Origin of the sequence: Bradyrhizobium sp. ORS 375 (assembly GCF_000239775.1) — a bacterium.
GTDB lineage: Bacteria > Pseudomonadota > Alphaproteobacteria > Rhizobiales > Xanthobacteraceae > Bradyrhizobium.
On record NZ_CAFI01000214.1, the window covers coordinates 1 to 18,286 of the forward strand.

The 18,286-nt window shown below is 66.6% G+C and carries 19 protein-coding genes; 6 read left to right on the top strand and 13 right to left on the bottom strand.

The annotated features are described in order from the left end of the window. Positions 1–86: 86 nt before the first annotated feature. Both BRAO375_RS18035 and BRAO375_RS18040 read right to left on the bottom strand, forming a co-directional pair. Positions 87–1,172, bottom strand: a complete 1,086-nt coding sequence (locus tag BRAO375_RS18035) for an AbrB family transcriptional regulator (protein ID WP_009028898.1) — start codon at positions 1,170–1,172, stop codon at positions 87–89. Positions 1,173–1,240: 68 nt separating this feature from the next. Beyond that, positions 1,241–1,546 carry a hypothetical protein gene (locus BRAO375_RS18040; RefSeq protein WP_035640920.1) on the bottom strand — a complete coding sequence of 102 codons (306 nt, stop codon included), beginning with the start codon at positions 1,544–1,546 and terminating at the stop codon, positions 1,241–1,243. A 189-nt stretch (positions 1,547–1,735) separates the two neighbouring features. On the opposite strand from BRAO375_RS18040, the gene BRAO375_RS18045 reads away from it, so the two are divergent. The 5 genes from BRAO375_RS18045 to BRAO375_RS18065 all read left to right on the top strand — a co-directional run bounded on the left by BRAO375_RS18045 (position 1,736) and on the right by BRAO375_RS18065 (position 4,976). Continuing rightward, positions 1,736–2,236, top strand: a complete 501-nt coding sequence (locus BRAO375_RS18045) for a hypothetical protein (protein WP_035640924.1) — start codon at positions 1,736–1,738, stop codon at positions 2,234–2,236. A 127-nt stretch (positions 2,237–2,363) separates the two neighbouring features. Next, on the top strand, positions 2,364–2,759 hold the full coding sequence (locus tag BRAO375_RS18050) for a CidA/LrgA family protein (protein WP_009028901.1): 396 nt from the start codon (positions 2,364–2,366) through the stop codon (positions 2,757–2,759). Beyond that, positions 2,756–3,478 (top strand): LrgB family protein, encoded by a 723-nt coding sequence (locus tag BRAO375_RS18055; RefSeq protein WP_009028902.1) that lies wholly within the window; start codon positions 2,756–2,758, stop codon positions 3,476–3,478. The genes BRAO375_RS18050 and BRAO375_RS18055 overlap by 4 nt, the downstream gene beginning before the upstream one ends. Before the next feature lie 44 nt (positions 3,479–3,522). Beyond that, complete coding sequence (locus BRAO375_RS18060; RefSeq protein WP_035640926.1) at positions 3,523–4,308, top strand: sulfite exporter TauE/SafE family protein; 786 nt, start codon at positions 3,523–3,525, stop codon at positions 4,306–4,308. A gap of 5 nt (positions 4,309–4,313) precedes the next feature. After that, the gene (locus tag BRAO375_RS18065) at positions 4,314–4,976 is read left to right on the top strand and encodes a DsbA family protein (protein ID WP_201767539.1); all 663 of its coding nucleotides are present in this window, start codon (positions 4,314–4,316) and stop codon (positions 4,974–4,976) included. 78 nt (positions 4,977–5,054) lie between these two features. Here BRAO375_RS18065 and BRAO375_RS18070 read toward each other — a convergent pair whose 3' ends face one another. The 4 genes from BRAO375_RS18070 to BRAO375_RS18085 all read right to left on the bottom strand — a co-directional run bounded on the left by BRAO375_RS18070 (position 5,055) and on the right by BRAO375_RS18085 (position 8,732). Beyond that, the gene (locus tag BRAO375_RS18070; RefSeq protein WP_009028905.1) at positions 5,055–5,261 is read right to left on the bottom strand and encodes a hypothetical protein; all 207 of its coding nucleotides are present in this window, start codon (positions 5,259–5,261) and stop codon (positions 5,055–5,057) included. Positions 5,262–5,351: 90 nt separating this feature from the next. Beyond that, complete coding sequence (locus tag BRAO375_RS18075) at positions 5,352–6,167, bottom strand: COG3904 family protein (RefSeq protein ID WP_009028906.1); 816 nt, start codon at positions 6,165–6,167, stop codon at positions 5,352–5,354. A 4-nt stretch (positions 6,168–6,171) separates the two neighbouring features. After that, positions 6,172–7,509, bottom strand: a complete 1,338-nt coding sequence (locus BRAO375_RS18080; protein ID WP_035640928.1) for a hypothetical protein — start codon at positions 7,507–7,509, stop codon at positions 6,172–6,174. Between the two features lie 158 nt (positions 7,510–7,667). After that, positions 7,668–8,732 (bottom strand): alpha/beta hydrolase, encoded by a 1,065-nt coding sequence (locus BRAO375_RS18085; RefSeq protein WP_009028908.1) that lies wholly within the window; start codon positions 8,730–8,732, stop codon positions 7,668–7,670. Positions 8,733–9,089: 357 nt separating this feature from the next. Between BRAO375_RS18085 and BRAO375_RS18090 the strand changes: the two genes are divergently transcribed. After that, a complete protein-coding gene (locus BRAO375_RS18090) occupies positions 9,090–11,027 on the top strand; it encodes a Tle-like phospholipase domain-containing protein (protein WP_009028909.1) in 1,938 nt (645 codons plus the stop codon). 17 nt (positions 11,028–11,044) lie between these two features. Here BRAO375_RS18090 and BRAO375_RS18095 read toward each other — a convergent pair whose 3' ends face one another. The 7 genes from BRAO375_RS18095 to BRAO375_RS18125 all read right to left on the bottom strand — a co-directional run bounded on the left by BRAO375_RS18095 (position 11,045) and on the right by BRAO375_RS18125 (position 18,120). Further along, a complete protein-coding gene (locus BRAO375_RS18095) occupies positions 11,045–12,016 on the bottom strand; it encodes a S1C family serine protease (protein WP_009028910.1) in 972 nt (323 codons plus the stop codon). A 159-nt stretch (positions 12,017–12,175) separates the two neighbouring features. Next, positions 12,176–12,481, bottom strand: a complete 306-nt coding sequence (locus BRAO375_RS18100; protein WP_009028911.1) for a hypothetical protein — start codon at positions 12,479–12,481, stop codon at positions 12,176–12,178. Further along, positions 12,465–13,568: a hypothetical protein gene (locus BRAO375_RS18105; protein ID WP_009028912.1), complete on the bottom strand. Its 1,104-nt coding sequence runs from the start codon at positions 13,566–13,568 to the stop codon at positions 12,465–12,467. Before BRAO375_RS18105 ends, BRAO375_RS18100 begins: the two co-directional genes overlap by 17 nt. Then, positions 13,565–14,005 carry a DUF4383 domain-containing protein gene (locus tag BRAO375_RS18110; RefSeq protein WP_009028913.1) on the bottom strand — a complete coding sequence of 147 codons (441 nt, stop codon included), beginning with the start codon at positions 14,003–14,005 and terminating at the stop codon, positions 13,565–13,567. The genes BRAO375_RS18105 and BRAO375_RS18110 overlap by 4 nt, the downstream gene beginning before the upstream one ends. Further along, entirely contained in the window at positions 14,002–15,447 is a 1,446-nt protein-coding gene (locus tag BRAO375_RS18115; RefSeq protein ID WP_009028914.1) for an FAD-binding oxidoreductase, read from the bottom strand. The genes BRAO375_RS18110 and BRAO375_RS18115 overlap by 4 nt, the downstream gene beginning before the upstream one ends. A 70-nt stretch (positions 15,448–15,517) precedes the next feature. Further along, on the bottom strand, positions 15,518–17,035 hold the full coding sequence (locus tag BRAO375_RS18120) for an AMP-binding protein (protein ID WP_009028915.1): 1,518 nt from the start codon (positions 17,033–17,035) through the stop codon (positions 15,518–15,520). 68 nt (positions 17,036–17,103) lie between these two features. Further along, positions 17,104–18,120, bottom strand: coding sequence for a helix-turn-helix domain-containing protein (locus tag BRAO375_RS18125; protein ID WP_009028916.1), 1,017 nt, complete (start codon positions 18,118–18,120; stop codon positions 17,104–17,106). Between the last annotated feature and the right edge of the window lie 166 nt (positions 18,121–18,286).

An 18,286-nucleotide genomic window follows, 5' to 3' on the forward strand; every position in this document is an offset into this window, starting at 1 on the left:
CCGACCTCTCCCTGTGGGAGAGGTGGGGACCAGGGATGCCGCGCCGGCTGAGCGCGACGCGGCGCAACGATCACGGCGAGCGGCAGCTAATCGTCGACATCCTCCTGCGGCCGTCCGAACAGATGGACGATGCCGGGTGTGGCGATGGTGACGAAGACGAAGCGCGAGAGATGATGCGCGCCGACGAAGATCGGGTCGATGTGCAAGGTCAGCGCCAGCGCCATCATCGCGTCCATCGCGCCGGGCGCGAAGGCGACGATGGTGTCGGAGAAGCGCACATGCGTCGTCAGCACGATCACGGTGACGAACAGCGCCGAGATCGCCACCGCGATTGCGAACGAGCCGAGCGCCGCCCTGAGATGGCCGATCAGGGTCTTCACCCGCATCCGCGCGAAGCGGCTGCCGATCAGGGCGCCGATGCCGACCAGCGCCACGCCGCGCATCCACTCGGGCAGGCCGCCTTCGACCAGGCCGGTGCCGTGCAGGACGCCGCTGGCGACCATCGCGCCGAACAGCCAGCTCGCCGGAAACTTGATCAGCTGCATCAGGACAGCCGCGCCCAGCGAGGCCACCAGCAGCGCGAGCAGGCCGAGCGGCGAGGCGACGCTCTGGTCGAGCGACACCGGCGCGGCCGGCGCGACGCCGGCGATCGCCAGCACCAGCGGCAGCGCCGCGGTCAGGATGATCACGCGCAAGGTCTGCACCACGGCGATCGCCGGCAGGTCGGCGCCGCGCTCGACCGCGAGCATCGTGATCTGCGACAGCGCGCCGGGACTGCCGGCGAGCAGCGCCGAGGTGCGGTCCCAGCCATGGACGCGCTGCAGATAAAGGCTGGAGCCGAAGGTCGAGCAGAACGTCGCGAGCGCGAGCAGCGCGATCGTCAGGGGATAGGCGCTGACATGGGTGATCAGCTCGCGCGAAACGATCGCGCCGATCGAGATGCCGAGCAGCAGCAGCACGGTCTGGGTCAGGATCGGCGGCATCGCCAGCGGACGGCCGGCAATGGCGGCGATCGCGGTCGCGATCATTGCGCCGGAGATCAAACCGCCCGGCAGATGGGCGAACAGGAAAACGAGCCCGCCGGCGGTGCCGAGCGCGAGCGTCTCGAGCGCGCTCAGGGTCTTGGCGCGGCTCGGCAGGTCGAAGGGGAGGGAGGAGATGATCTGGCGCACGGCGCCTTATGCCAAAAGCCGGTTAAGCAAACAATTCGCGGTGCCGCGCAGGCGCCATGCGCGGCCGATCATTTCGGCTTGTCGGGCGTCGCCGGCGATGCGGCGGCCGGCGCCGGCGTGGCCGCAGCCGCCTTGTCGCGCTTGCAGGCAGAGCGGAATTTGGCGCGCGCCTTGAACTTGAGGCCCTGCTCGTCGGCCTCCTTCGAGCAGGCCACCGAGATCGCCCGGCGTGCGGGCTTGTCCAAGGTCGAGAACTTGTCGGTGGCGGCATCGGGCCGGGCCGGCAGGGTCAATCCGGGTTGCGAGAAGGCGGGGCCCGCGGCCAACAGGGTGGCGGTGGCGGCCGCTGCGGCCGCGCGGGCAGTGAATCTCATGCTCAATCCTCGATCGAAAGGCCCGGCGCGATGGCCGGCGATGCTGAATGCGGTATGAATGGAATGAGCCGGATCGCCACGCGACGCAAATTATATTTTCGCGACGCCACGCTCGCGCCTGCTTTGTCGGCCGACGGCGGCTCGCTAGAATTACCGCCCCATTCAACATGCTCCACAGGGAGATCTGGGATGAGTTTTCAGGCAAAATCATTGACGGCTTCGTCACTCGCTGCGCTGGCCGTGCTCGGCCTCGCAGCATTCGCCACCGCGCCGGCGCAGGCGCTGACGGCGCAGGAATGCAGCGCCAAGTACAAGCAGGCCAAGGACGCCGGCACGCTGAACGGCCAGAAGTGGAACGACTTCCGCAAGGCTCAATGCGGTAGCGACGCCGCCGCGGCCGCGCCGGCTGCCGCTCCGGCAGCACCCGCCGCCGAGACCAAGCCGGCCAAGGAAACGAAATCCGCCGCCAAGGAAGCCGCTCCGGCCGCGGCGCCGAGCGGTCCGGCCGTGTATCCGAATGCGGTCGATCCGAAATACGCCAAGGAGAAGCCCGGCGAGGCGCGCATGCACACCTGCGTCGACCAGTACAACGCCAACAAGGCGACCAACGCCAATGGCGGCCTGAAGTGGATCCAGAAGGGCGGCGGCTACTACAGCGAATGCACCAAGAAGCTGAAGGGTGCCGCCTGAGCGGCGTGATCGCATGACGAGGTGGCGGCCGAATCGCAGTGATCCGGCCGTCGCCGTTCCACCATGAGGCCATTGGCTCGCAATCCGCGCTGACCTGATCGAGACACTCAGCCATGATCGCAAGCCTATGATTGCAAGCCTTGGCCTCATCCTGCTCTGCCAGCTGGTCGGCGAGGTTGTCGTCCGCGGCCTGGCGCTGCCGCTGCCCGGTCCGGTGCTCGGCCTCGTGCTGCTGCTGGTCCTGCTGCTGTTGCGCGACAAGATCCGCGCCTTGGCAGTCGGCCCGCTCGCGGGTGACGGCACGGGGAGCATCGAGGGCGTCAGCCGGGTGCTGCTCGCCAATCTGTCGCTGCTGTTCGTGCCCGCCGGGGTCGGCGTCGTGCAGAAGCTCGATCTGGTCGCCGCGCACGGCCTCGCCATCGCCGCCGTGCTGGTGCTCTCGGTCGTCGTGACGCTTCTGGTGACGGTGGCCGCCTTCGTTGTGACCAGCCGGCTCGTGGCGCGCAAGCGGGAGCCGTCATGAGCGCCAGCCCGTTCTCGCTCTGGGTCTATCTGGCGCAATCGCCGCTGCTGTGGCTCACTGTGACGCTGGTGGTCTACGCCGTCACCGACGCGCTCTCGCTGCGCACCCGCCGGCATCCCCTGGCCAATCCGGTGCTGCACGCGATGTGGATCGTCGCCGCGTTTCTGCTGCTGACCGGTACGCCCTACACGACCTATTTCGCCGGGGCCCAATTCGTGCACTTCCTGCTCGGCCCGGCCACCGTGGCGCTCGCCGTGCCGCTGTACCAGAACCGCTGGACCGTGCTGCAGGCGATCGTGCCGATGCTGGCGGCGCTGGTGCTCGGCTCGATCACCGCCATCGTTTCGGTGGTGATGCTCGCCGAAGCCTTCGGGCTGCCGCGCGACGTGGTGCTGTCGCTGGCGCCGAAATCGGTCACGGCCGGCGTCGCCATGGGCATCAGCGAGTCGCTGCACGCCGATCCGTCGCTGACGGCCGTGGCGGTGGTGCTGACCGGCATCATCGGCGCGGTCATCGTGACGCCGCTGATGAACCGCACCGGCATCACCGATTTCCGTGCCAGGGGATTTGCCGCCGGCCTCGCCGCGCACGGCATCGGCACCGCCCGCGCCTTCCAGGTCGATCCGCTGGCCGGAACCTTCTCCGGCATCGCCATGAGCCTGAATGCGCTGGTGACGTCGTTTCTCGTTCCGCTCGCCGTCACGCTGCTGATCCGGTGATTTTGGGGCTTGCCTTCATTGTCCGGAAATGAACCTCTGCCGCCATGATGACTGTGACACAAGGTATTCTTAGCGTGCTCTGCGGCGGACTGGTCGGGTTCTCGCTCGGCCTGGTCGGCGGCGGCGGATCGGTGCTGGCGGTGCCGCTGATGGTCTATGTGGTCGGCGTCCCCGAGCCGCACATCGCGATCGGCTCCAGCGCGATCGCGGTCGCGACCAACGCGGCGGTCAATCTCGCGAACCACGCGCGCGGCGGCACCGTCATCTGGCCGATCGCGGCATTGTTCGCGGCGGCCGGCATCGTCGGCGCCTTCACAGGCTCGCTGCTCGGCAAAATGGTCGACGGCCAGAAGTTGCTGGCGCTGTTCGCGCTGGTCATGATGGTGATCGCCATGCTGATGCTGAAGACGCGGGCGCGTGTCGGCGTGCCGGACGTCAAGATGAGCATGGCCAACGTGCCGGCCATCATCGGCTTCGGCCTCGCCACCGGCACGCTGTCCGGCTTCTTCGGCATCGGCGGCGGCTTCCTGATCGTGCCGGCGCTGATGGCGGCCACGGGCATGCCGATCATGAATGCGGTGAGCTCCTCGCTGGTCGCCGTGACCACGTTCGGGCTCACCACCGCCGCGAGCTATGGCTGGTCCGGGCTGGTGGCCTGGGACCTTGCCGGCCTGTTCATCGCGGGGGGAATCGCTGGAGGCCTTGCCGGCACGCGTCTGGCGCGCCATCTCTCCGAGCGGCGCGGCGCGTTGAACGTGGTATTTTCGGTCGTGATCGCGGCGGTGGCGCTGTACATGCTGACGCGCAGCCTGCTGCACATCTGGAGCTAATTGTCGTGACGCGCAGCCCATCGAACACGATCCTCCCGGCGAGCAGCCGACGCGAACTTCTTTCGCTGCTTGGCGCCGGCGCCGCGCTTTCTGTTTTGTCGCGCCCGAGCCGCGCCCAGGAGGCCGATGAGCCCGACGAAGCCTCGGTGCTGCGCGATCCCGATGCGCCCGTGCTCGGCAATATGTCGGGCGACATCGCGATCGTCGAATGGTTCGACTACAACTGCCCGTATTGCCGCAGGCTCGATCCCGAGCTGCAGCAGGTCGTCCATGATGACGGCAAGGTCCGCTGGGTCATGAAGGAATGGCCGATCCTCGGGCCGGTCTCGGTGACGGCGGCGCGGATGGCGCTGGCCTGCAAGTATCAGGACAAATACGCCAAGGCGCATGACGCGCTGATCGGCGTCAGCTCCAAGCTCACCGAGCCGCGCATCGACGAGCTGCTTGCCGAGGCCGGCATCGATATGGATCGTGCCAGACGTGATCTCTCCGCCAATGCCAAGGCGATCGACGCAATGCTGGCGCGCAACGACAAGCAGGCGCGCGGGCTGCGCTTCCGTGGCACGCCGTCCTTCGTCGTCGGCAAGTTCAGGGTGCCGGGCGTGCTGACGATGGCGCAGTTCGAGCAGGTCATCGCCGACGCGCGCAAGGCCAAGGCGGCGAATTAGCGGCGGCCAACTAAGGCGCAAAGCAAAGGGCGCCCCGACCTCAGGTCGGGACGCCCCTGAAAGCAGCAGTGCTGCGCGCTATTTCGACGAGATGCGAACCCAGTCGTCATGCGCGCGGGTCTTGAGCGAGTTCCAGCTGTCAGCCGCAACGTCCCAGTTGACAATGGTGCGGCGGGACTGCGCGGTCGGCCCGTTGGCGACTTCCGAAGTCTGCATCGAATCGTGAATGTAGACGCCGAACCCCAAAAGAAGCGCACCCAGGATCATTCCCACCAACGTCCGCATGATCATGTTCTCCAGTGTGACGGCCGACAACGCCGCCGTCGAAGCTTGGTTCCGCCGTTACGGCGGAAGGTTCAAGCGGCACCCAACAAACTAACTGCGCGGTTTTTCAGGACGCGATTCCGGCATGGAGGTGACCAGATTAAGTGATTTCAGCTCGTCGGGCTTGAAGGTGAACAGCTGGTCATGTGGCGTCTCCATCGCGTGCACCCAGACCTTCAGGTCGATGCCCATGTCCGACAGATAGCGCTGGCAGCGCGCCGAGACGTTCTGCGCGAGGCTCATGTCGTTGTCGGTGCGGGCAGCTTGGGCGGAGCGGACTGCGGCAATCTGGTGCACGCCGATCATCGCCCGCTCGCCCGCGCGCCGTTCGGCGCCCCCGGCGAAGACCAGTGGGCACGACGAGGCACAGGTCTTGCCGGCCTCGATCTCGGTGGCGAATTTGCGCGTGCGGATCAACCGCCCCATCGCCAGTGCATCCGCGACCGATCCGCCCGGCGAGTTCAGCACGATGGTCTTGATGTATTCGCCGTGGCGTTCGATCTCGTCGGCGAAGGCGCTCGCGCTGCCGGGCGTGATCGTGCCCGTCGCATACAGGCGGCCCCCGCCGCGCAGCTCGAGGCTGATCGGCTGCTCAAGCGCGGGATCACCCTTCGGCAGCGGCATCAGCCGCTTCAAGAGCGGCGCGAGCACGGATGGATCGGCCGGCCCATCCGGCGGATCGCGCTGGATGTCGAGCTGCGGCGACGCGACATCCGCAGAGACGCGCGCGCCGTTCAGCTCGACGAGATCGGCTGCAAGGACGCCGACGGTGACGACGAGGATCGTGCGGAACACCCAGCGGAGGATGCTCTCGTCCGGATTGCCGGCGAGCCACGCTTGGATACGTTGGTTCACAGCCGACCCCACCGGACTACTTGCCGATCCTTGCGGAGGACAGCGAGGTGACGTTTTCGTCCGCAGCGCTGGCCGCGGCCGGCTGCGGCTCGGCCTCTGGCACGGGCGGTACGTCGGCGGGCGCAACCGCGGGCCGCGCCTCGGCCGCGCGCCGGGCGTCCTCGACCTCGCGGGCGACCTGCATGGCCGCGACGAGATCGGCGGCCGTCAGGCTCGAGGCGCTCGCGGCCGGCAGGCCCTCGCGGCGGATCGCGGCATGTACGACGCAGAGGATCAAGACCAGCACCGCCGGCATCAGGTCGATCGAGATCGCGCCGGCCCAGCTCGGGATGAAGTCCCCAGCATAGCGCAGTACTGCCTCCGCCGGCGACAAGGTCTGGAACCGTGTCGGCTCGATCCGCGGCAGCGCCAGGATCTTGTCGGCGGCATCCGCGAGCGACGCCGCCTGCGTCGCGATCGCGCCCTCGACCTTGCCGACCACGGCGGTCTGCCGCTCGGCGAGGTCGCCGTTGCGGCCGCCGGCGGCGGGCGCGATGAAGCCTGCGGAGAGCGAGGTGGCCGCGCGCTTGACGGCAGGCGCGACCGAGGTCTGCTGCAGATTGGCGATCACGCCCATCAGAGTCAGCGATTCCGTGGCGAAGGCATCGCTGCGGGTGGCGATCGGGCCGCGATCGGAGATCAGTTCGCGCATCTTGGCGAGGCTCTTGCTGCCCTGCTCATAAAGACCGGAGACACGCTTGCCGGACTCCTGGACCTGCTGTCCCAGACTATCGAGCTGGGTGGACATCTGCGTCAGCAGCTGAACGACCGTGCCGGATCCAGATGTTCCGGTGAGCGAGCCGGCGCGCTCGGCCTCCGCGAGCTTCGCGAAGCGCGAGGAGGCGAGCTGGATATCGGGCAAGAGGCTCTGTGCGGCGATCGCCTGGGTGTTGGCGCGGTCGAGATCGCGCGTGTAGTTCTGCACGGTGATCGCGAGATGCTGCTGGATCGCGGCGGCGCCGGCCAGCGCGGAGGCGTTCAGCCACGACGACATCGCGACGATCATCAGCGACCCCAGCAGCATGCAGCCGCCCATCAGCAACCGTCCCAAGACGCTGGTGACGTGCGGCATGAACTGCATCATGAACACCCAGAAGGCGTAGATGCCGACGGAGACCGCGACGGAGTAGATGACGGCAGCGAAGAACACGGTGGTCGGGCTGCCATTGAGCAGCTCGCGGACGCCGAGATAGGTGTAGACGCCTGCGGCGAGCGCCAGGATCGCCGTCGTGAGCTTGAGCGTGACCTCGAGGCGGTCCACGCCGTTGGCGAGCAGCACGGAGGTGGGGCGGGCCGAAGCGAGAGGCGAGGGCATGAGCAATCCTTCGGCGGCATCAGATCCGCCCTGAGCAGCGCCCCCGCTGTTTGGCCAAGCATCAAACAAGGCGCGTCAACCAATGCGGAGAAAATCCGCCGAAATTGCGTCGCGGAGCTTACCGATCGGTCATGTCGCGCGGGATATGCACAAGCCCGTCAGCTCGTCAGCCAGCGCAGGAGGTCGACATTCACCTCGCGCGGATAGCAATGGCTGAGATCATCAATCTCGCGATAGACGACGCTGGCGCCGGTTTTCGCCAGCGCGTCCTGGGTGTGCCGTGCGATCTCGACCGGGAACATCCAGTCGAGCTGGCCATGAACGATCTGGATCGGCAGCCCACGCAGCCGGTCGCGGTCGGCGATCTCAGCCATCAATGGATGAAACGTCGCGGCGACAGGCGCGAGATGCGTGAACGGTGAGCTCCGCTCCAGGCCGCTGACATAGCAGAAGGTGCCGCCATCGCTCATGCCGGTCAGCAGCATCCGCGCGGGATCGACGGCAACACGGCTGCGGACGAGATCGAGGATGCGCAGGAGGTTCGGTGTATCGGCGTCCTCGCCCATCAGCGCCCAGGTCGGACCGCTCGCGGTCGGCGCCACCAGGATCGCGCCGACGCTGCGTGCGGCGCGCAGCCAGCTCCACAGGAAGTCTCGCCCGTTGCCGCTGCCGCCGTGGAGTGCCATCACCAGCGGCCAAGCGCGATCGGCCGTGTAGTATTCGGGAACATAGAGCGAGAAGCCGCCGCGATTGCCAATCTCGTTGTGGTCATGAAACACGGCGTCTTTCCCCGCCGACGCTGCGAGCAGCTGACGCAGGGGCTCATTGTTCTCGACAGCCGGATCCAGGAAGAACTCGCTGAGCGGCGGCAGTGTCGCGGCCAGCGGAAACAGCGCCTCGAGCGCGCGCGGCAGCTGGCGCAGCGCGCGGAACACGTCGATCAGATCGCCTTGGCCGCCCTGGACGGCGCGCAGACCCGCGAACGACGTCAGCGCGGCGTCGGCAGCGGTGTCGAAGGCGATGCGTATGTGGGAGAAATCCGCCGGCCATTCGGTGAGATGGGTCCGCGCCGTGTGCAGGGTCTGCTCGGGATCGCCGATGGCGGCCATCACGCGATCGAAATCCGGCGGGTTCAGATAGCGGGCGACATACGACAGGGCTTCGAGCGTCTGCAGCAGCGGCGGCAACATGATGAGGATGTCGTCCACCACGGCGTCAGTCATGCAGGTCTCCTGGGTCGAGCGGGTTCAATCGGACACCCGCTGGCCGGCGAGCGCCGTCATGCAACGCAAAATCGGCGGCGCGGGCAATGATCATTTTCCGAACGGGCGTTCGTTGCGCGAATCGTGGAGATGCCCGCGCAAAAATCCGAGACAACAAAATGCTGACAACGCGCGCGATTTTTTCAGGTCGCGCGACAGGCGCATCGCGCGCAAATACACGTGTGGACGAAAGGCGATTGACAAACATCCGACGCGATGTCGCACTCCATCAAGCCGACGGCGCAGCAATGAGGTTTCCGAACGGAGCGCATTGCTGCGGTCAAAATTGCCGACCGGCACTCACGGGGGATGCGCATCATGACCAGTTCGCCGTCAGCCGCGTTGATCAACGCGGTGCTTGCCATGGACGTCTATAACAGAGGCGTCAACCCGACGCTCTCGGTCAATTTCAACCGCATCGGCAGCTACGAGCTGGTGGCGGGTTCCGTGGCCGCCGCAGCGGATAATTTCGAGGCCGCGACCTATCAGCTCGTCGGCGATCCGTCGACGCGGGTCATCTCCTATCGCGGCACGGACAGCATTGCCGATGTGCCGGCCTGGCTGGGCGGCGCCGGGCTGACCGGCTGGCCGACGCAATTCCCGGATGCCGAGGCGTACTACAAGACCTGGGCGACGACCTCGCATGTGTCGCTGACCGGCCATTCGCTCGGCGGCGGCCTTGCCGGGTACATCGCGGCGCTGAACAACAAGGTCGCCTATGCCTATGACGCGATGCCATTCGAGTTCGCAGCCGAGGTTCGCTACGATCAGCTGCACGGCTTCTGGGGCGCGTTGACCTCCAATCCGGTCGATCGATTCAATGACATTCACATGGTCTCTGTGTCCGGTGAGGTGCTGCAATATGTGCGGGCCGCGGCGCCGGTGCTCGAAGCGCCGCTGGCGCTGCTGCAACTCGGACCGGTCGCCGGTGCGCTGGCCATCGCCCATGCGGCGATCGGCATCGCGTCGGAGCAGAAGACCGTGCTCGGCGCGGGCACCGATCTCGGCCTCGATCCGGTCAAGCTGCATTCGATCGCGCTGCTGACGATGATGCAGTGGGCCAGCGACAACAATGCGCAGGACTGGAAGAAGGCAGCAGCCGTGCTGCTGGCGCCGCTCGAGGATGACGCGATCGCCAAGGCGGTCGGCATTCCCGCCGCCGGCACCGGCGGCGAAGGCGCGCCGGCCGACAAGATGAAGGACATGATCGCCTATTCGACGGTTACCGACGCCAGCGGCTTTGGCAACAGCGCCGTGCAGGCCCTGTTCAATGGTGGCGGTGTGCTCGGCAACAGCGTCACGGCGGCAACAGCGGCGATCTATCTGAAGGACGGCGGGGTCGAAAAGGCGCTGGCGGACATCGTGGTGGAGTATTCCGCGTTGCTGGCGCAGAACCACGATGAGGTGACCTCGACGACGCCGGGGGTGATCGGCCATGAGCACGGCATCCTCTATCAGGACGTGACCAAAAACCTGCTGGTCGCTGATCTGTCGTCCGATCTGTGGTCGTCAACGACGACTGGATCGGCGGTTGACATCCTCGGCAAGGTCGCGCTGATCGATGCCGTCGCGAGCGTCGACGGCGAGGATGCCGCGCTGATCGATGCGGCGATCAGCCTGTTGTGGGGCGGCAAGACCGATAATCTGGACTGGCTCAGCGCGGCGCTGAGCGATGCCGCGACGACGGTGATGATCGATCCGGTGTCAGGGGCAACGATTGCGGCCACCGATGGCGCGCTCCTGATCGCGGGCGGCGGCAACGACATGCTGTTCGGCACCGCCAATGACGACCTCCTGATCGGCGGCCTGGGCAGCGATGTGCTCAAGGGGGGCGGCGGCGACAACATCCTGGTCGGCGGCGTCGGCGCCACCTACGTCTATGCGCCCGGCGACGGCAACGACGTCATCATCAATGGCGTCGCATCGATGTCGAAGCCGACCGGCACGCTGGATTTTGGCTCGGCGTATTCGGCGGACAATTTCTGGTTCGTCAAATCCGGCAACGATCTCGACATCGACATCATCGGCACCCACCAGCAGGTCGTCGTCGCCGACTGGTTCGTCGGCGGCTCGTATCAACTGCAGGAGATCAGGGCGGGCGGCCTGGAGCTCGACACTCAGGTCTCGCAGCTGGTTCAGGCGATGGCGACCTATGCCCAGACCCATCCGGGATTTGATCCGACTGTCGCCTCACAGCTGCCGAGCGATGCGCATCTGCATGAGGTGGTCGCAGCCGCCTGGCACGTCAATGTATGAGAGGCGGCCGTGGCTGCTCAGTGCAGCCGCGGCGCCTTCAACAGCTTGGCGCGGTCGGTGGAGGCCACCGTCACGTCAAAGGTGACGCCCTCGTGGTGCACGGTCAGCGGCACGTCGACGCCGGCGTCGCCGAGCGCCCAGAGCTTGCGATAGAACTCGCTCTGGCTCGTCACCTTGTCGCCATTGATGCCGAGGATGACGTCCCCCGATTTCAGCTCGGCGCGGGCCGCCGGCCCGTTGCTGGCGACGCCGATGACCACGACCCGGTCGTCGACCTCGGTCGCGAACATGCCGAGCCAGGGCCGGGCGGGCTTGTTGACACGGCCGAAGCGGCGGAGATCGTCGAGGATCGGCTTCAACAGGTCGATCGGCACGACCATGTTGACGTGCTCGGCCTTGCTGTCGCGCTCACGCTCGAGCTGCAGCGAGCCGATACCGATCAGCTCGCCCTTGGGCGAGAGCAGGCCGGTGCCGCCCCAATTGGGATGTGCCGGATGCGTGAAGATGGCTTCGTCGAGCAGATACTCCCAATAGCCGGCGAATTCCTGCTTGGCGATGATCTGGCTCGCCACCGAGCGCGTCCGGCCGCCGGCGCCGCCGAGCACGACCTGGTCGCCGATCTTGGTTGCTGCCGACGAGCCGAGCGGCAGCGCCGGCAGATCGAGCCGACCGAGCGCCTGCACGAGGCCGAAGCCGGTGGCGAAATCGAACCCGAGCACATGGCCCTCGACCACCCGGCCGTCATTGAGGTGCAGCCAGACGGATTCGGCCTCGGTGATGAGATAGCCGATGGTCAGCACCAGGCCGTCGTCGATGACCACGGCGTTGCCGGCGCGCTCGGTCCCCAGCGTTTCGGCGCTGAACGCATCCGACGGAATGATGGAATGCAGGCCCACGATCGAGGACAGCGCATGGTCGAGATCATATTGATAGTCTTCGGCGCGAGGCTGGAAGGCAAACGGCACTTTCCATTCGGTCAAAGAAGGCATTTCGTTCTCCTGCTCTGTCGACGCCCTCAGGACTTCGACCAAGCTTGCTTCGTGTCGCGTGATTGTCGCGTCTCGGCCACAGCGTTAACGCGAGCTTAACATCTTTGGCCGTCGGCGCCAGTTCCTGGGGCACCGCAATCGCGCGGAGGGGATGGCACGTCACGAGCGTCCGCATTCCTTGCCCATGATCGGCCAGACCAGCCAGGCGCCGGCGGCATAGAGGCTGCCGACCGTGGCTGTTCCGGTTCTCGCCGCGACATGGAAACGCCCGGCGTCCAGCAAGGCTCCATCAGAGGCGATGATCGCGGGGATCATGTGGTCCGCCGGACCGAACACCACCACCGCCTCGGGCCTGATCACCAGCGCCATCGCCGCCATTCCGGCGAACCAGATGAAGGCGACCGCCAGCATTCCCCGCCAGGGCAGGGCTGTTGATGACGGCAGACGATCAGTAATCGTAGGCATGCTCGAAGATGTAGCCGGCGGCTTCGAAACGGACGATGTCCTGAACCAGCGACCGGACCGGCACGTCAACGCCGATGCGGCGCGCGCCGGGACGGGACTGGATCGGGATACTGAATATAGGCAGCCCATCGAAGGCTGCCAGCCGCGCGTCGCCGGGCGGGACGACGATCGTGACCAGGATCTGATGGTTGCCGGCCACCTCAGCGAGCGCAGCGCCGGGATGGCGCCCGATCTCCCTGGCGAAGGCGTCGAACCTGGCGTAGCGCTCGGTCTCCACCAGCATGCCCTTGCCGCCCTTGGCATCGCTCACCTCTCGGATCACCTTGACGCCTGGAATCGTCGCCAGCTCGGCAGCCGGGAGGCCGGTCACGACGCTCTGTATCGTCAGCACCGCGGGATCATAGCCGGCGGCGTAGCCGATGACGGCGGCATAGGCGGCGCGCCCGGCATATTGCAGGCTGAGCGAGAACCGCCGCTCCACCGAGCGCACCGACGGCACGAACGGCGTGTCGCGCCAGAACTGCTCCAGCTTGGCCCAGAACGGATAGCGATACCAGGGGGTCTGGTAGAGGAACGCCGCGTAGTCCTTCAGCAATGCCAGGTTGAAGGCGTCCTCGGCGGTCTTCGCGCCCTCGGTCGTCTCCTGGGTGAGAGCGCCGATGCTCTTCTCATAGGCACCCTGCAGCGCCATTTCGGCGGTGAAGCTGAAGCCGATGATGTAGTTGGTCAGCTTCTGGTCGGAGGTGGCAGGCCCGGAGCCGTCGGCCTGCCGCGTGGCCCTGCACAGGCTGCGCCAGAACCCGGCGATGCTGGACAGATAGCGGAAATCGGATTCCGATGTCTGCCCGGTGACCCCGGCGAGATCGCTGTAGGCATGAACGATGTACCACTCGGGGAAGGTCAGGAAGCTGTCGCCCTGCGACCGTGCATAGCCAGGATCGGTGACGCCGAACTGCGACGTCACCGCGGGTGTCGGCACGTCGGCGGTGCAGACCGTCTCGACGCTGATCACCGTCGTGATGATGACCACCGCCGCGGCCGCCAGCGCGGCGCCCGCCAGATAGAGAATCTTGCGACGCAGGCTCATGCCAGCGCGGGCCTCGCGCCCCAAGGTGACCAGCCGACGGCGATGCCGATAGCGCCGAGGGCGAGATGCGGCAGGCTGGAGAGCACCTTCACCAGCCATGAATTGTTACGGATGCCGTCGATGATGATGGAGAGGTCGAGATAGCCGGAGCCGGTGAACACGCCCATCACGCCGTCGAGGAAATACAGCGTGCCGAACACGCGCAGGAAGAACATGGCGCTGCGGCGTGTCAGCATCGCGGCCAATGCCCACAGGCCGGAGGCGACGTGCAGCGCGTCCTTGTAGATGTCGAGCTGGAACAGGCCGAACACGCGCCCCTGCGCATCGATGAAGGCGGGGATGTAGTCGGTCGCGGCGGCGAACAGCAGCGCCACGGCAAGCGCGAGCGCGGCGATGCGATAGCGGTCCAATGAGAAGCCGTCGGTTGTCGTCGTCATGCGAAATAGGCGTCCCACATCGCGTTGCGGAACAGAAGGTTCGGATCATACTGCCGCTTGGCGGCGACGAAGCGCGCCGCTGCCGGATAGGCCTTTTCGACCTGGTCGCGGCGCGCGTGCAGACGATAGGGCAGATAGAACGCGCCGCCAATCGCGGTGATGCGGTCGATCAGCGCTTCGGTCGTGCGCAGCATATCGATCTCACCCTCGGGCGAGGTGACCTGTGAGAACGACATCACGGCGGCGATGCGGCGGACGGGAGCGATGGTGAGCGCCGGCGTCCTGTCCTCGGCGACGTAGCGCAGCGTGACGTTGAGAAACTCCGCGCGCGCCTTCGGAATGATGTCGCGGCAGGCCGTGAGGAACTCGCCGAACCGCTCCGGCGCGACGAAATATTCGTGCAGGATGTCGGTACGATGCATGTCCTTCTGCGCGAGGTTGGCGACCGGCTCGGCCATCAGCGAGTTGCGGGTGTAGCGGCTGTCGGAGATGGCGGGGCCGAGCCGCGTCTCCATGAACCAGCGCAGGCCCTTGGCGACCTCCCAGCCGGTCTGTGCGCGATAGATGGTGTTGGCGACGCCGGTCAGCTTGCCCGAGCTCGCCACGGCCGGCAGGGTCGCCGGGGCGTCAGGCGCGGGGCGGAAGGTGACGAGCAGCGCATCGTCGAAGAACGCTTTGCGCGACACCGACATCCGGCCATAGGCCATCTTCACGTTGGGATCGCCGTCGATGCTCTGCGTGAACTTCTCGGCGAACTTCTCCGGCGCCATGCGCTCGAATCGCGGCTCGAGCAACAGGTTGGGCACCATCTCGACCTCGAGATCGACGATGATGCCGAACAATCCGTATCCCCCCATCGCCAGGCCGAACAGCTCGGCATTCTCGGTGCGCGAGCACTGCACCAGCGTGCCGTCGGCGAGCAGCATGCGAATGGATTTCACGGTCGAGCCGAACGGGCCGTAGGGCACCGGCCAGCCATGGGCGTTGACGCTGAACGTGCTGCCGACGCCGAAATCGCTATTGGACTGCATCACCGCCGGCGAGAAGCCCTTGGCGTCGAGGGTGGCGATCACGTCCCACCAGCGGTTGCCGGCAGCGGTGCGATAGGTCCGTGCCGCGGTGTCGAGCTCGATTGCGCCGCCGTCCAGCGTGATGGCGGTGCCGTCGCGCGGCAGGCTCTGGCCGCCCATCGAATGCCGGGCGACGGCCGCGGCGACGGGCCGTTTCGCGGCCGCAGCCTCCTTCAGCTCGGCGCGCAGCCGCGCGATCAGGTCGTCCGTCGCCGGCTTGGAGATCAAGACATGCTTGGCGACCGGCGTCGGGTTCAGCCGGCTGGCATCATTGAGGATGGTGCGCAGTTCGGCTCGCGCCCGCGGGATCCGCGCAAGCGGCAGCGCCGCAGCCGTGGCTGCGGTGCGCAGAAACCGTCGTCGTGAGATCATGGCGCGAACACTCCTATCCATCTTCGGAGTCTATGCCAGCCTCGTAAACGTTCGAAAAATTGTCGTCCCCTCAGTCTGCCGCGGCGCGCCCGCGCGAGGGGACCAGGCGGAAGTCACGGCCATCCTTGATCCAGGCGGCGCGCTCGTCGCGCAGCAGGGTCCGGCGCACCTTGCCGGAATCGTCGCGCAGCATCGTGTCGACCAGCTCATAGCTTTCCGGATGCTTGTAGCGCGAGAGCCGGTCGGCCAGGAATGTCCCCATGCCGTCGACGATTGCCTGAGCGTTCTTGGCCTCGTCGATCTCGACGATCGCGTGCACACGCTGGCCGAGCTCGGGATCGGGCAGGCCGACGACGACGCAGGAGCGGATGTCGGGATGCGCCATCAGCGCGGCCTCGACCTCGGCCGGATAGATGTTGGCGCCGCCGCGCAGCACCATGTCGGCGAGACGGTCCCCGAGATAGAGATAGCCGTCGGCATCGAGCCGGCCGATGTCGCCGAGCGACTCCCAGCCGTCGGCGCGGCGCTTCGGCTCGGCGCCGAGATAGTGATAGGTGCTGCCGGGGCCATCGGCGGGCAGGAAATAGATCTCGCCGCTTTCGCCCGGCGCGACGTCATTGCCGTCGGGGCCGAGGATGCGCAATTTGCAGGACTCGTCGATCTTGCCGACCGAGCCCTTGTGCTGCAGCCATTCGGTGCCCGAGATGATGGTGCGGCCCTGCCGCTCGGTGCCGCCATAGAGCTCAAACACGCGCTCAGGACCGAGCCACTCGATCCATTTCTCCTTCAGCCATGGCGGCATCGGCGCGGCCATATGGAAGACGATCTTCAAGCTCGACACGTCGTAGCTGTTGCGCACCGCCTCCGGCAGCGCCCAGATCCTGTGCATCATCGTCGGCACGAAATTGACCCATTGGATGCGCTGCGCCTGGATCAGCCGCAGCGTCTCCTCCGCGTCGAACTTCACCATGCCCGTGAGCGTGCCGCCGGCGAACAGCGCGTAGTGCGACACGATGAATGGTGCGTTGTGATAGAGCGGCCCGGGATTGAGCAGCGACGCGCCCTTCGGTATTCCAAGCGGTGGCTCCGCAGCCGTGTCGGTCACGGCGGGATTATGATCGAGGATCACCTTGGGCCGGCCGGTCGAGCCGCCCGACGTCATCGCCTTCCAATAGCGCGACACGGGCGCGGTGAGCGGTTCGTCCGAAAATCCCTCCGGCGTGAAGCCGGCCGGCAGCGCATTCGGCGCGTTCCAATCCGCCTCGCCGCCGACGACGAGTGACGGCTTGAGAATTTCGAGCACCGCAGCGGCTTCGCCACGCGGCAGCCGCCATGACAACGACGTCGGCGTCGCGCCACATTTCCACACTGCAAAACTGGTCTCGAACAGCTCGTTGCCATTGGGCAGGCCGATGGCGACGAAGTCGCCGGGCTTGACGCCCTTGGCGGCGAAGGCGCGGGCGCGCGCATTGGCGCGGCGCTCGAGCTGCTCCCATGTCAGCGCGTCGGTTCCATGCTGGACCGCGATGCTGTCTTTGGGTTTGCGCTCGGCGTACCAGCGCGGCACGTCCGCTATCGGGATCAGCATCTCGTCCTCCGCATCGTCAGGCGCTTCGCTGGCGCCGTTCTTGGTTCAGCGGCTCAGCGCCGCTGATATCAGTGAGGGGAGGAGTTTTGCCTCAACCGCGCAGAGGCGTCCATACGCGCACGCCGCAGGGTTTCGGATGGCAGTTCTGCGAAATGGCGCTTGTAGTCGAGCGAGAACTGACTGAAGTGCCAGAAGCCGTGGCGCACGGCGATGTCGTAAATTCCGTCGCGCGGATCGCTTGACGCTTTGAGATCGCGCCGCACGCGGTTGAGGCGCACCGCGCGCCAATAGGTCAGGGGACTGGTGTTGAGCACGTCCTGAAAGCAGTAGCTGAGCTTGCGGCGGCTCGCGCCGACGGTCTTGCAGACATCCAGCAACGAGACCGGCTGGTCCGACGATGCCAGCATCAGTTCGCAGGCCCGCTCGACGATGCGCTTGCGTGCGGCGCCGCTGCGGCTGTCGTCACACGGCCGCGCGTCCGGCAGCAGGTCCGTGATCGCGAGCAGCAGGTTGTCCTGCAGCGCTGCGCCGGCTGTCGCGCTCCTCAGCAGGTCCGTCCGCGCCGCGAGCTCGGCATCGATCGTCGTCAGCGTGGCGCGAAAGCGGGTGAGCGCAGCGGCCGGCGCCGACACGGCGCGCACGCGATGTCTCATGTCGCGTGGCAGCTCGATTCCAAGCTGAGCGGCGATCTCGTCGACGAGGCTCGCCGACAGGGTGACGCCGCGCAGCTCGAACCCGCGCGGTGTGCACATGTCGACCTCGGCGTCGAACGAGATGATCAGGGCATCCTGCGTGATCGCGCTGCCGTTCACATTCACTGGACCGTCGCCGACGCAGGGCACGGCCAGCCCGAAGCAGTCCTGCCCGAGCTGGCCGTATTGCCGCACCTGCTGGCTGGTGACCTCGCGAAACACGTCGAGTTGCGCCAGCGACAGCTGGCTGAAGCTGCCGCGGAAGGCGCCGGCGCTGATCTGGTCATAGGTCAGCTGCCATCCGCCGAGCTGAGCGCAATGCTCGTCGACGTCGGTGCTGCTCGTCTGCACGACGGCCAGACGATCGGCCGGAAGTTGCGGCGTCCTGGTCAAATCAGCATCCTGGTCAAACCAATGACATCACGGCGGAATTCGATGACGCTCGCGCTGCAAGATGCACGCCGGGCCCGCGCCGAGCCATGGCCTCAGCCGAACATCCCCGAGCTGATCTTGCCCGATTTCGATAACGCTGTCCTGCGCCTGATTGGCAGTCTCGCTC